At 42.5% G+C, this 14,083-nt stretch carries 10 protein-coding genes; 8 read left to right on the top strand and 2 right to left on the bottom strand.

Annotated features, from left to right (window positions below):
- Positions 1 to 190: 190 nt before the first annotated feature.
- The 6 genes from QT327_RS12090 (at position 191) to aroC (ending at position 7,291) form a co-directional block, all read left to right on the top strand.
- Positions 191 to 1,252 (top strand): porin, encoded by a 1,062-nt coding sequence (locus tag QT327_RS12090; protein WP_130857481.1) that lies wholly within the window; start codon positions 191 to 193, stop codon positions 1,250 to 1,252.
- Positions 1,253 to 1,285: 33 nt separating this feature from the next.
- A complete protein-coding gene (locus tag QT327_RS12085; protein WP_130857480.1) occupies positions 1,286 to 2,644 on the top strand; it encodes an ammonium transporter in 1,359 nt (452 codons plus the stop codon).
- Positions 2,645 to 2,911: 267 nt separating this feature from the next.
- Positions 2,912 to 3,739: a prephenate dehydratase gene (locus QT327_RS12080; RefSeq protein ID WP_130857479.1), complete on the top strand. Its 828-nt coding sequence runs from the start codon at positions 2,912 to 2,914 to the stop codon at positions 3,737 to 3,739.
- Positions 3,740 to 3,787: 48 nt separating this feature from the next.
- The gene (locus QT327_RS12075; RefSeq protein ID WP_013666484.1) at positions 3,788 to 4,894 is read left to right on the top strand and encodes a chorismate mutase; all 1,107 of its coding nucleotides are present in this window, start codon (positions 3,788 to 3,790) and stop codon (positions 4,892 to 4,894) included.
- The gene (gene aroA / locus QT327_RS12070) at positions 4,894 to 6,141 is read left to right on the top strand and encodes a 3-phosphoshikimate 1-carboxyvinyltransferase (protein ID WP_130857478.1); all 1,248 of its coding nucleotides are present in this window, start codon (positions 4,894 to 4,896) and stop codon (positions 6,139 to 6,141) included. The genes QT327_RS12075 and aroA overlap by 1 nt, the downstream gene beginning before the upstream one ends.
- A gap of 49 nt (positions 6,142 to 6,190) precedes the next feature.
- Positions 6,191 to 7,291, top strand: coding sequence for a chorismate synthase (aroC, locus tag QT327_RS12065; RefSeq protein WP_013666482.1), 1,101 nt, complete (start codon positions 6,191 to 6,193; stop codon positions 7,289 to 7,291).
- A 110-nt stretch (positions 7,292 to 7,401) separates the two neighbouring features.
- Here aroC and QT327_RS12060 read toward each other — a convergent pair whose 3' ends face one another.
- Positions 7,402 to 9,819 carry an alpha-ketoacid dehydrogenase subunit alpha/beta gene (locus QT327_RS12060; protein WP_149105647.1) on the bottom strand — a complete coding sequence of 806 codons (2,418 nt, stop codon included), beginning with the start codon at positions 9,817 to 9,819 and terminating at the stop codon, positions 7,402 to 7,404.
- Positions 9,820 to 10,282: 463 nt separating this feature from the next.
- Between QT327_RS12060 and QT327_RS12055 the strand changes: the two genes are divergently transcribed.
- Positions 10,283 to 10,663, top strand: a complete 381-nt coding sequence (locus QT327_RS12055) for a DUF1573 domain-containing protein (RefSeq protein WP_013666480.1) — start codon at positions 10,283 to 10,285, stop codon at positions 10,661 to 10,663.
- 100 nt (positions 10,664 to 10,763) lie between these two features.
- The gene (locus tag QT327_RS12050; RefSeq protein WP_149105646.1) at positions 10,764 to 11,963 is read left to right on the top strand and encodes a pyridoxal phosphate-dependent aminotransferase; all 1,200 of its coding nucleotides are present in this window, start codon (positions 10,764 to 10,766) and stop codon (positions 11,961 to 11,963) included.
- Positions 11,964 to 12,049: 86 nt separating this feature from the next.
- Here QT327_RS12050 and QT327_RS12045 read toward each other — a convergent pair whose 3' ends face one another.
- Positions 12,050 to 13,972 (bottom strand): tetratricopeptide repeat-containing sensor histidine kinase, encoded by a 1,923-nt coding sequence (locus tag QT327_RS12045; protein ID WP_289552984.1) that lies wholly within the window; start codon positions 13,970 to 13,972, stop codon positions 12,050 to 12,052.
- Positions 13,973 to 14,083 lie beyond the last annotated feature (111 nt).

The following is a 14,083-nucleotide window of genomic DNA, read 5'->3' as shown; positions in this document are numbered from 1 at the left end:
TTAGACAAAAAATGAAAGATATATATATCAAAAAACAACCTAAAACTAATTTCTATAAAAAAATAGAATAAAATTCCAGTTAAACAACAATTTTAAAAACCATAACAAAACAATTACATGAAATAAAAAAGACTAAACAGTAAAAAAACCGTTATCAAATTATCCAAACACCGTAAACCAAACGAAAAAAATGAAATCGATTACCAAAATTTCTTCAACATTTATGTTTTGCGCCCTTGCCCTAGGTGCAAATGCTCAAGAGAATGAAACAAGTCCATTAGTCATAACCGGTTCGGCTGACATGTACTATAAGTACGATTTTTCCGGGTATAGAACGGAAAATGGGTATTCCAATATTCCTACCAGCTTTGCTAATGAGCAAAATTCTATTTCACTAGGTATGTTAGACCTAGCTGTCAGCAAAAAGGTGAATAAAGCTTCTTTTGTTGGAGAAATTTCTTTTGGCCCTCGCGGACAAGGTCAATCCATTGTTCCCGGCAAAGATGGCGATTCCTTCCATTTGCAAAACCTGTATGTTAGCTATGATTTTACCGACAAGTTTTCAATGACTGCAGGTTTCATGGGAACCTTTATAGGATATGAAATTATTTCACCTACGGGTAACTTTAACTACTCTACTTCCTATCTTTTTTCGACAGGCCCTTTTCAAAATGCCGGAATAAAGGGCACGTACACCTTTTCAGAGAAGGTAAGTTTAATGGTTGGTCTTTTCAATGACTGGAATCAATACCAGGATCTCAATGGCGTATCACATGTGGGGGCCCAACTTCACGTTTCGCCTGTAGAAGGCTGGGATGCATACCTCAATTTTCTTAATGGCCATTCGGCACCTGACGTAAGTGGTACCGGCACCATCTTCGACTTAACCACTTCTTACCAAATAACCGACGCATTCAAACTCGGTCTGAACGGTGCAAATTATAAGATTTCCGATGACGAAGGTGGTTATCACGGCGGTGCCTTGTACGCCCAGTACGCCTTTTCTGATGCCTTTGCCTTAGGTGCACGGGGCGAGTATTTCAAAAACAAGGACACAACGGTAGATAATGTAAAAACGGAAGGCACTTCGATTAAGGCTATCACTCTTAGCGGGAATGTAAAAGCGGGTCCTTTAACGATCATACCCGAACTCCGGCTCGACTCCGGTTCGGAGGAAATATTCTTCAAAAAGAATTTAAATACGACAAAAACAGCGTCACAGTTTTTAATTGCAGCTGTGTACGCATTCTAAAGAAAATAGTAGAAATCAACTTTAAGTACAATTATGGAAACAAATTCAATCAAACAATCGACACCCTTTCTGGTCTTGATTGCGGTGGCTATTGCCTCAATTTTTATTCAACCCGTCACAGCATTTAATGGTGAGGGCGTTTACAGTGGAGCTGACATTGCATGGGTAATTACGGCAGCAGCCTTGGTTTTCCTGATGACTCCCGGTTTGGCTTTTTTTTATGGAGGTATGGTGCATCGAAAAAATGTAATCTCCACGATGATCAAAAGTGTAGTTGCGGCCGGAATCGTAAGTGTAATCTGGGTTATTGTTGGGTTTAGCCTCTGTTTCGGTGATTCGATAGGCGGTTTCATTGGTGATCCAAAAACATTTCTGTTCTTTAATAACGTAATTTCCGGTGAACCTTGGGGCGGTGGACCTACGATTCCACTTTCCTTATTTGCACTTTTTCAGCTAATGTTCGCCATCATTACCCCCGGATTAGTAGTCGGTGCCGTTGCCGAACGCATCCGATTTACATCCTACATCCTTTTCATCGTATTGTTCTGTCTGTTTGTTTATGCTCCCTTGGCACACTGGAGCTGGCACCCCGAAGGCTTTTTAGCTAAGATGGGCGTGCTTGATTTCGCTGGTGGAACCGTGGTACATATATCTGCAGGCTGCGCTGCACTAGCAGGAGCATTGGTACTAAAACGCAGAAAATCGCACCTTGAACACCAAGAAGTACCACCGGCAAACATTCCCTATGTATTAATAGGCACCGGTTTGCTTTGGTTCGGTTGGTTTGGCTTTAACGCAGGGTCGGCACTGGCTGCAAATGATTTAGCGGTATCCGCGTTCGGCACGACGAATACAGCCGCCGCTGCAGCAGGCCTGTCCTGGATGTTTTTTGATGTCATTAAAGGAAAAAAACCATCTGTACTAGGTTTTTGTATCGGAGCGGTTGTCGGCCTGGTAGCCATTACCCCCGCAGCGGGCTTCGTAGCAATTCCGCAAAGCATTTTCATCGGCGTGGTTGCGGCCATCATTTCTAATCTTGTCGTTCAATGGAAATCTAAGTCAGCTTTGGATGATACGTTGGATGTATTCCCTTGTCATGGCGTAGGCGGTATGGTTGGCATGTTGTTGACGGGTGTTTTTGCCAGCAAAAAGGTGAATCCAATAGGTAACGACGGCCTCTTCTATGGCAATCCAGAGTTCTTTTTCACCCAATTGAAAGCGATGCTTATCGTTGTAGCCTTCAGCTTTGCAGTATCTTTCGTCATCTTTAAGCTGGTTAATTTGATTCAGCCACTTCGTGTTACTTCCGAGGAAGAAGAGCAAGGTTTAGATTTATCGCAACACAACGAAAACTATACACAGGGCACTTTGATTTCATCGCCAAGTGCCTAAACAACGATGCCTGATGCAGCCATTTTCTTTTGAAGAGAACTGCATCAGGAAAGAATATTTACATTTTTTTATTTTTTTTCTTGTTTCATAATAATTCTTACATATATTTGCGGTATCAAAAAGAAAAAATGAAATACACAGCTGCATATTGGTTCTTTGGTTACTTTTACTTTAGCAGTAAGGGCCGGGATTAATATGCATGTATAAAGAAATAAAATGTATAAGAAAGTCCCGGTTGTTCACCGGGACTTTTTTTTGAGATTTAAAATGAGCAAAATAAGAGTAGCTATTCAAGGAACACGTGCTTCTTTCCACGAAGAAGCAGCTTTCAAATATTTCGGTCAAGACATCCAGACGGTGGAGTGCGAAACTTTTAAACATACATGCGAGGCTTTAAAGAAGAATGAGGCAGACTATGTTGTGATGGCCATCGAAAACTCCATTGCCGGAAGTTTGCTTCCTAACTACACACTACTGCACGATTATCACTTCCCGATTGTAGGTGAGGTCTATTTAAGCATTCAGCTTAACCTGCTAGCTTTACCAGGAACTAAACTAGAACAGATCAAAAAGGTAGAATCTCATCCTATTGCCTTACGGCAGTGTGCTGATTACTTGGAGGAACACCCTCAATTTAAAATAACGGAAGGTACCGATACGGCCTCCTGCGCAAAAAAAATCGCCGAAAATAAATTAACTGACACGGCAGCTGTAGCGAATCAGTTAGCGGCAAAATTATATGGTTTGGAAATCATTGATCGGAGGATTGAAACAAACAAAAAGAACTATACGCGCTTCCTGATTCTCTCCAAAGAAAAAACAGAAAATCCCAAAGCCAACAAAGCAACGCTGCTCTTTCAAACAGACAATAGCATCGGATCCTTAGCTCGTGTACTCACTTTTTTTGCTGAAGAGCAAATAAACATGAGTAAAATCCAATCGATGCCCGTATTGGGAAAGCGCAATGAATATGATTTTTATGTGGACATTGAGTGGAAAAAACAAAACAACTACGATGCAGCGATTCGGAAAACGCTCAAACATACCATTAATTTTAACATTTTAGGCGAGTATATAAAAAACGATAAGGTATAATAAACTAGGAATTATTAACAGCAATACAAAATATAATACAATAGAACAATGAAGCTAAATTTAGACATCTTGCCCTTAAGCTCATGGTTAGCTACCGGCAAAGAACCCTTAGTAATTGCGGGACCCTGCAGTGCCGAAACAGAAGAACAAGTAGTTGCTACGGCTCATTTGCTGGCTGCCACCGGCAAGATCTCTGTGTTACGCGCAGGCATCTGGAAACCCCGTACTCGTCCGGGCGAATTTGAAGGCATTGGAAGCATCGGCCTGGAATGGTTAAAACGAGCTAAAGAAGAGACCGGCTTATTGACCGCAACAGAAGTGGCTACCGCCAAACATGTAGAGGAGGCGTTAGCTGCCGGTGTGGATATACTATGGGTAGGTGCCCGCTCAACTGCCAATCCTTTTACCGTTCAGGAAATTGCTGATGCCCTACAGGGCGTCGATGTTCCAGTCTTAGTAAAAAACCCGGTTAATCCCGACCTGTCGTTGTGGATTGGTGCTTTAGAGCGTATCAATCGCGCCGGAATCAAGAAATTGGGCGCAATACATCGTGGTTTTTCTTCTTATGAAAAAACAGCTTTCCGTAACGAGCCTATGTGGGATCTAGCTATTCAGTTAAAAACGGTAGCCCCCGAACTTCCTATCATCAATGATCCTAGCCATATTTGCGGCACAAGAGAATTAATACCTTACGTAGCGCAAAAAGCAGTGGATTTGGACATGCAAGGCTTTATCATTGAGTCGCACATCGACCCATCGGTAGCTTGGACAGACGCAAAGCAACAAGTAACTCCAGCAGCATTAGCAGACCTCATTAACAACCTTTCCCTTCGAAAAGCAGAATCAAATGACCCCGTATTCGAAGATAAACTTGCTGCCCTGCGGAAAGAGATTGATGCTATTGATGATCAGATCATCAAAAAAGTTGCAGATAGAATGAAAATCGTTGAAAAAATCGGTGAATACAAAAGAGACAATAAAGTAACGATTTTACAGGTAAATCGCTGGGAGGAAATCATCGAGAAACGCAGCAAATTTGCAAAGGCCTTAAACCTGGAGGAAGACTTTACTGTTAAATTATTAGAATTGATTCACGGTGAATCTATTCGCAAACAGAATCAAATCATGAACGCCAAACCAGCAGTGGAGGCCTAATGAACACGAAAACACTCAGCGTATCGTATCCGAACGGGGCCATACAAGGCACCGTTCAATTAACCGGATCTAAAAGTGAAAGTAATCGCGCGCTTATTTTAAGCGCGCTCAGCAAAGGAAAAGTTCGCATCGAGAATCTATCCAATGCAGATGATACTGTAACCCTGAAAGCTGTTTTGGACTCGCTGCATACACCGCAGGAAAACCGAACAATTGATGTCGGACCTGCGGGAACGGCTATGCGTTTCCTTACCGCCTACCTTTCAACCATTCCGGGCTCCTTCGTATTAACGGGGTCTGAACGGATGAAACAACGTCCCATAGGTATCTTAGTTGATGCGCTTCAAACCATTGGCGCGCATATAAATTACATTGAACAACCAGGCTTCCCTCCTTTGCAAATACATGGTAATTTCACGCAACAGCAGGAAGAAGTCTTTATAAAAGGTGATGTCAGCAGTCAATACCTATCCGCTTTATTACTTGTTGCTTCGTTTCTTCCTAAGGGGCTTCGTCTAAATATCCTAGGCACCTTAACATCCAAACCCTACGTCGATATGACCTTGGATATGTTAAGAGAAACAGGAATTACTCATGAGTGGAATGAAAATAGCATTACAATCCGCAAGCAACCCGTACAAGATTCGATCCTACACGTAGAGCCTGATTGGAGTGCCGCATCTTACTGGTATGCCTTAGTAGCACTTGCGCCACTGGGTAGTTGCTTATTTTTACCCGGACTTAAAGATCGCAGTCTACAAGGCGATCGTGCAATTGCTGGAATTATGGCAAACTTTGGTGTTCGTTCCACCTTTGAAAATAAAGGTGTTAAAATTGAGAAAACGACTACATCGGACAGCAAACGGTTTTTTGATTTAAAAGAATGCCCTGATTTAGCACAAACCATTATTGCTTGTTGTGCAGCTCTGGGATACGATGCAAGCTTTACCGGTTTAGAAACCCTTAAGATCAAAGAGACAGACCGTATTTTAGCGCTTCAAAATGAATTAGCTAAATTTGGAGTGCAATTGCTTGAAGACAATCAAATTTATCACTTGAGGACATCAAACAAAGCGATGCCAAAAAGCACCGTAATAAAAACCTACGAAGACCATCGTATGGCAATGGCCTTTGCTCCGTTGGCTCTTGCTTTTGACGAGATTGTAATCGAAGATCCTGCGGTGGTGGGTAAATCATACCCCGCTTTCTGGGAGCATTTGGCAAGCGTAGGTTTTATATTAGATTAAGCAAGCGTCCTTCGAAAACATACAATTACTTTAACAAAAATTATTACCTATGGCAGGAAATTCATTCGGACAGAGCTTTCGTATTACTACTTTTGGAGAATCTCATGGAGATGCTATTGGTGTAATCATTGATGGCTGTCCTCCAAATATAAGTGTCGACCTTGATTTTATACAGGCTGAGCTCGATAAACGCAAACCTGGTCAGTCAAAAATCACCACCCAACGAAAGGAAAGCGACACCGTTAAAATTCTTTCCGGCATTTTCGAAGGAAAAACTACCGGCACTCCGTTGGCAATGCTCATTCCAAACGAAGACCAACGCTCGAAGGATTATTCTCATATTCAGGATAAGTATCGTCCTTCTCATGCCGATTATACTTATCAAACGAAGTACGGCATACGTGATTATCGAGGAGGTGGACGTTCTTCGGCTAGAGAAACTGCGGCAAGAGTAGCAGCAGGGGCTGTGGCCAAACTTTTTCTTAAAGAACTTGGTATAAGCATTTTTGCCCACGTGTCAGCCGTTGGAAATATAGAAGCCCCTAATTTGGGAGATCTGGATGTAAATCAATTAGTGGCTATTCGGGAAGCAAACATTGTTCGATGTGCCGATCCTGCTACGGCCAACCAAATGATTACTTTTATTGATTCCGTCAGAAAAGAGGGAGATACCGTTGGTGGCGTGGTGAGTGCGGTTATAAAGGGAGTTCCGGTCGGTTTAGGTGAGCCGGTATTTGACAAATTGCATGCCGATTTAGGCAAAGCTATGTTAAGTATCAATGCGGTTCATGGTTTCGAATACGGATCAGGCTTTAGCGGTGCAAGCATGCGCGGTTCAGAACATAACGATATTTTCGTTAATCCTATTAAGCAGGCGACTTCGCTTAAAACCTTAACGAACTTTTCAGGTGGTATTCAAGGCGGTATCTCAAATGGTATGGACATCAATTTCAGGGTCGCGTTTAAACCTGTCGCAACGATTATGCGTTCACAATCTACGATTAACCAGCAAGGAGAAGAAACAGAGATTTCAGGAAAAGGTCGGCACGACCCCTGTGTTGTTCCCAGGGCGGTAGCGATTGTAGAAGCGATGGCTGCCTTAGTAATTGTTGATCACTATTTACGCAATTTGAATTTAGGTCGTGCGTAACGATCTCTATCTATCGTCGTCATTTCAGTTGAGACCAGTGCGATGAATATAAACTAGAAAATTTCCAGCTTCGCACTGCCTAATCGAAATGACGACTTTTAACTTCTTTTTTAGATAATTTCCGGAAATTTATCAGGATTGGATTCATGCATCATCGAGTAAATCATCTCGATGATATCATCTACAGATGGTTTCGTAAAGTAATCCCCATCCGAACCATAAGGTGGCCGATGTGCTTTAGCGGATAGAGTACGAGGTTTACAATCGAGATGGAAATATCCGTTTTGCTCTTCCAACACTTGTTGCAATATAAAGGCAGAAGCTCCGCCAGGAACGTCTTCATCTACTACCAACAGTTTGCTGGTTTTTGAGAGCGATTGCCCACAAGTATGTAGTTTATCAAAAGGCTGTAAGGTTTGTGCATCTACAATTTCAACCGAAATTCCCATTTCACTTAGTTCACCCGCAGCCTCCTGTACCAAGCGAAGTGTAGATCCATAAGAAACAACCGTAATATCGCTACCCACTCTCACCACCTCAGCGATTCCTAAAGGAACCGTGAAATAGCCCACATTGGCAGGCATTCGTTCTTTCAAGCGATAACCATTCAGACTCTCAATCATCAGTGCCGGTTCGTCCGACCGCAACAAGGTATTGTACATACCGGCAGCTTGCGTCATATTACGTGGTACACATACATGAAGTCCTCTCAAGCAGCCTAAGATCATCGACATAGGCGAACCTGAATGCCATATTCCTTCCAAGCGATGTCCCCTGGTACGAATAATTAAAGGTGCCTTTTGCCCACCCTTGGTACGATAACTTAAAGACGCCAAATCGTCACTCATTACCGTGAGTCCATATAGTAGATAATCTACATACTGAATTTCAGCAATTGGCTTCAGCCCTCTTAGTGCCATACCCAAGCCTTGTCCGATGATAGCCGTTTCCCGAATACCGGTATCAAAAATACGATGTTCGCCAAATTTAGCTTGCAAGCCTGCGAAGCCCTGATTCACATCGCCGATAGCTCCTACATCTTCACCGAAAGCCAATAACCGCGGTTCACGACTAAAATTGGCAGCGAAGCAAGCGTTAAGCACCTCGCGCCCGTCTACCATTCTTGCATCTTCATCGTAAGCCACAGGTACCATCTCTACCTTATCCGGCGCCTCCGGCGTATCAGTAAATAGCTTTGAATTATAACGTTCGTAATTGACATTTTGCTGCTTTCTATACCATCGGATTAAAGCATCCTTTCCTTGGCTTTCTTGCCCCCTCAATTCTCTTAAAGCCTTTCTAATGGTACCGTAAATTTGCTTTAAATTCGGTTCTTTGATTGCATTTAGTCGATTAGCTAAAATTTTTGCCGACTTATGCTCAATCGCATTCAGCAATTCAATAGCCTTTGCTTTTTCTTCGGCAAAAGCGCCTATATAATCTTTCCAAGCTCTCACTTGCTCTTCCTTCACAAATTCTTTCGCCTGCTGCTCAATCATGACCAGTTCGTCTTCCGTTGCGATGGCCGATTCGAGCATCCATTTTCTCATCTGCACCAGGCAGTCATATTCAGCTTCCCAGTCGAGCCGGTCTTTTGATTTATATCGCTCGTGAGATCCGGAAGTGGAATGCCCTTGTGGTTGCGTCATCTCTATCACATGGATAAATACCGGAACATGTTCCTCCCTACACATACGAATAGCACGTTCGTAAGTTTCACAAAGGCCTGGATAATCCCACCCGCGCACTTTGAATATCTCATACCCTTCCCCCTTTTCATCTCGTTGAAAACCTCGCAATACTTCCGAAATGTCTTCTTTCGTCGTTTGGTACTTATTGGGGACCGAAATGCCGTAACCATCATCCCAAACAGAAATAGCTAAGGGAATCTGTAACACGCCGGCAGCGTTGAATGCTTCGAAGAAAACCCCCTCCGAAGTGGAAGCATTACCGATCGTGCCAAAAGCCACCTCGTTCCCATTATTTGAAAAGTGCGTTAAATAAGCAAGCTCCTTGTTTTCTCGATATACTTTCGACGCCTGCGCTAAGCCAAGCAATCGCGGGATTTGTCCGCCGGTGGTAGAAACATCTGCCGAAGAGTTTTTAAGCTGCGTTTGATTGACCCAACTTCCATCGGCATTTAGCTCGCGTGTAGCAAAATGGCCATTCATCATGCGACCTCCTGATGCAGGCTCCGCCTCAATATCCGGATGTGCATACATCTGAGAAAAAAATTCATACACATTTGATATACCGGTAGCAAAAGCAAAAGTCTGATCTCGATAATAACCCGAACGCCAATCTCCCTCTTTAAAGACCTTTGCCATTGCAATCTGTGCCACCTCCTTGCCATCACCGAAAATGCCGAACTTGGCTTTTCCCGTTAATACCTCTTTCCGTCCTAACAAGCTAGCTTCCCTACTCTCGCATATAATGCGATAATCATTCAATACTGTAGCTTTAAAATCTTCAAAGCTAAGTTTCGAGGTATCAATCGGATCCGTATATTTCAAGTGAGTATCTGACATATCAAGAAATCATGCTAAAATTCAAAAGTAATAAAAATTATATAAAATTCTGCGTTATGCCTACAAACCCCAAAGCTATTTTAAAATTTCACATAAAGAACAAACAAAATTTCAGCTGTGCACATAAAGCATTATATCATAAATTAAATTGGTTCATTCTTCCGTAAAAGTAACATTATTAGTCGACTATAAAAAACGGAATTGTTTCGCACTAGTTGGCACCATAAAATGAAGCGCTTCACTATCAAATAGAAACAAATATATTACTTACTTTATTGGCATTATAATTGCCTTTTATCATATTTTTGTTATAAATTTATGCGAAGAATTGAAGTTTGCTTGCTTTTGGACAGCACCGGCAAAGGTGCTGTAAAGCATAGGAAATAGATTCTTATACAAAAACAAAAAGATGAGACTGTCTCAGATAACGGCAGATTACTTCATCGCTAAAAAATGTATGCAAATGAAAAAACTATTAACCATTTTTACGCTTTTAGTGGCTTTCACAGCCTTCACGGCTTGGAAAGTAGATGGCAATGCAGAGTTTAAGTTCGAAAAAGAGACTTATGATTTTGGCAAGATTCCCCAAGGTAAACCCGTTTCGTATGAATTTAAGTTTACGAATGTAGGAACTGAACCGTTGATTATTACCAAAGTCGAGTCTTCTTGTGGTTGTACCGTTCCCAAGTACACAAATGCGCCGATAAAGCCGGGTGAAGCGGGATCCATCAGTGTAACCTTCAACGCAGCCCAGGCGGCACCTTTCAGCAAGTCGGTAACCATCCGTTCAAATGCAAAGACGCCGCTAAAGTCCCTTTATATAAAAGGAGAAGTAGTAAAATAAAGCATTTAATAAGAACAACAGGAAGCCGCTTCATAAACTAAGCGGCTTTTTTTGTTGATTTACTTTAGTAAGTTTGTATCAAAATTGCCAACAATATATTATGCCAACAATATCCAACAAGGGTAAGCGCATGCCCGCTTCCCCTATTAGAAAATTGACACCCTATGCCGACGAAGCAAAAAAAATGGGCAAAAAAGTTTTCCATCTCAATATCGGACAACCTGACATTGAAACGCCGGAAACCATGCTCAATGCCGTTAAAAACATTGACTTCAAGGTGTGGGCCTATACTCCCTCACAAGGAAATGCCAGCTATCGCGAAAAGTTAAGCACTTATTATAATAACATTGGTTATAATATTTCAGCAGATAACATTCTCGTAACCACCGGCGGATCGGAGGCAATTACAATTGCCATGGAATCTTGTTTCGATCCAGGAGATGAAGTGATTATACCGGAGCCTTTTTACGCCAATTATAACGGCTTCGCATGCATGGCCGGTGTGGAAGTAAAGCCAATTCCTTCCAGTATAGATGATGGCTTTGCTTTACCCAATATTGCCGAATTTGAAAAGTTGATTGGTCCGAAGACGAAAGGCGTTATCATTTGCAACCCCAACAATCCTACGGGATACCTCTATTCGCAGGAAGAGATGGAGGCACTGAAAGGACTCTGCCTTAAACACGATCTTTACCTTTTTTCTGATGAGGCTTACCGAGAATTCTGTTACGATGGTAATACTTTCATTTCTCCGATGCATATGGAAGGATTGGAAAATCATGTCGTCGTTTTTGATACCGTATCCAAGAGATATAGCGCATGTGGTGCTCGACTTGGCTGTTTAATCACCAAAAACCGAGAGATACTGGAAGCTGGTTTAAAATTTGCACAGGCAAGATTAAGCCCTCCAGCAGTTGCCCAGATAGCAGGCGAAGCTGCTATTGATACACCACAAAGTTACTTTGATAATGTAATCAGTGAATATACAAAAAGACGGAATTTACTGGTAGAAGAACTGAATAAAATCCCAGGTGTCTACTGCCCTACTCCAGGCGGTGCGTTTTATGTAGTTGCGAAACTACCAATTGATAATGCGGATAAGTTCTGCCAATGGATGCTGGAAGAATTTGACTATAATAACCAGACGGTTATGATGGCACCGGCAACCGGATTTTATTCAGATACCCGTTTAGGTGAACAGCAAGTTAGGCTTGCTTATGTTTTATGCCTGGAAGACTTGGCCAGCGCCATAAGTTGCATTGAAAAAGGACTGGAAAACTATCCGGGTCGTACACAGTAAGTTAAACTATCTCATTTTAATAAAGGCCGGATAACCATTCGGCCTTTGCCTTCAAATAAGACCAACATCTGTTGAACATTGCAGGCCTAAGCAATCACTTCCTTTCGCCCTCGCATTTTTTTTGATTCCGCAACTTCAGTAGCACTTACTTCAATGTAAATCGAGGTGCCTTTATTCGGCGTTGATTGAATTTCGCATACACCCTTTAAAAGTTGTGTACGGGAGAGCAGGTTTTTCAGGCCGAGCCCCTTTGACTTCGATCCCTCGACATCAAATCCCACACCATTATCTTCTATAGTAATTGCTAGTCTATTTTCTGTGGCTACCAACTGTACAATCCCTTCCGTGGCCTCCGAATGTTTTACCATATTGGCAACGGCTTCTTGTATCATGCGATACAATAAAAGTTCGTCGTCTTTTTTGAATTTTGGCAATGTACCAATAACATAGCAATTCAGTTCAAGTGAGGAGCTTCGAACCCGACGGCAGAACTCTTCTATAGCATAGGCAAAGCCTTCCTCAAGTACAGCCTCCGGTGCAAGGTTATGAGAAATATTCCTGATCTCCTTTAGAGCCGATTCGAGCAGGCGATTGACATCATTCCCTTCGGTCTTCGGCTCATTGACGAGCTCCATACCTAAGTGAAGTTTTGCTGCTGAGAGTATGCTTGCTACCCCATCATGCAATTCACGTGCAGTCCGAGCGCGTTCTTCCTCTTCGCCTCTCAACTTCGCTTCCAACAAACGACTTTCTTGCCGTGACGCTTCTGCCTTCCGTTTCAATTTGTTGATAAATCTGCTAAAAATAAAGAAGACGCCAAGTATCACCATTGCCAATATAGAAAGGATTATCCACTTATTTTTGCGTTCGAGTTCACGTTGCTGCTTGCTGATCTTGAGGTCTCTTTCTACCAAAGCTTTTTGTTTCTCCGACGCTTGGTACTTCACTTCCAACTCCTGAATAGTATGATGTGTTTCGCTATTAAGCAGCGAATCACTGAGTTGCTCATACTGTTTACGTAGGTCAAGTGCCTCTCGATATGATCCGGTGGCTTCTTTAATCTCCGCTCCGGAAAGTAGCAGTTCCATTTGCTGCGGCTTAGCAAGCTCATTTTCGGCAAGGGCCAACGCCTTGCTAAAATAAGTATCCGCCTCTCCATATCGCTTCATGTTTTTATAAACTGTCGACAGTCCGGCAAGTATGTACACCTCATTGCCTGGCGGCGCTTTTGCAAGTAGAGCTTGCGCCTTATCGTAGGTTAAAAGTGCCACTTCATACCTTTTTTGTCGACAATAAATGTCAGCGAGATTAATAAGCGCCCTTAGTTGCATAGGCGGATCAGTTAAAGACCGACCAAGCGCCAATAGCTCTAGGCAGTGTTTTTCAGCATCAGCCAGCTTACCACTCATAGCCTCCGCAACCAGCATATTGACTAAACTACTCCCAATGCCGGCCGAATCCTGTAATTCTTCAGCGATTTGATACGATTTTATGGCATAGCGCAAGCCCTTCGCTAAATCGTTCATATCAAGTAGCAATGAACTGAGGTTGTTATAGTATTTTCGTAAAAACGAGCTATCCTGTCGCGTAGGACGATCGATGTCCGATAAAATATTCAGGGCACTCATCAACATTTCAGAGGCTCGTTGCATTTCCCCCAAAGCCTGATATTGCAAAGCCATGTTATTATACGCCGCAGCAGCCCGTGGTAAATCCTTAAGTTTAAGGCTGATTGCTAATTGCTTTTTAGCCATAGCTAAGGCTTCATTATATCGAACCTCCTGGTACAAAAAGACACAATAATGACCAGCATACTGCAGCATTCCTTTATCAAATACCAGACGCTGAGCCAGTTTACCTGCCTCTTTAAAATAGAATTCGGCGGAATCCGCTGATCCCTGCTGCTGTTTCTCTTTCGCCAGATTAACCAGCATATATACGCGGTTCGTATCAGCTTGGCTGATTTGTCCTAGCGCCTTGGCCATCATGATACTTAATACAAATAGCAAAAAAAGCGCTTTAACGTACAGATTCTTTTATAGGTAGGCAACAAAGGAATAACCGCCCGATTACCTGATACAGTTTCATTTTTGGTTTCCATTTAGGTGATTAAATTTCAA

Source organism: Olivibacter sp. 47 (assembly GCF_030372825.1).
GTDB lineage: Bacteria > Bacteroidota > Bacteroidia > Sphingobacteriales > Sphingobacteriaceae > Olivibacter > Olivibacter oleidegradans.
Note: the sequence above shows the minus strand (reverse complement) of the source record. Positions and strands in the feature narration are given on the sequence as shown.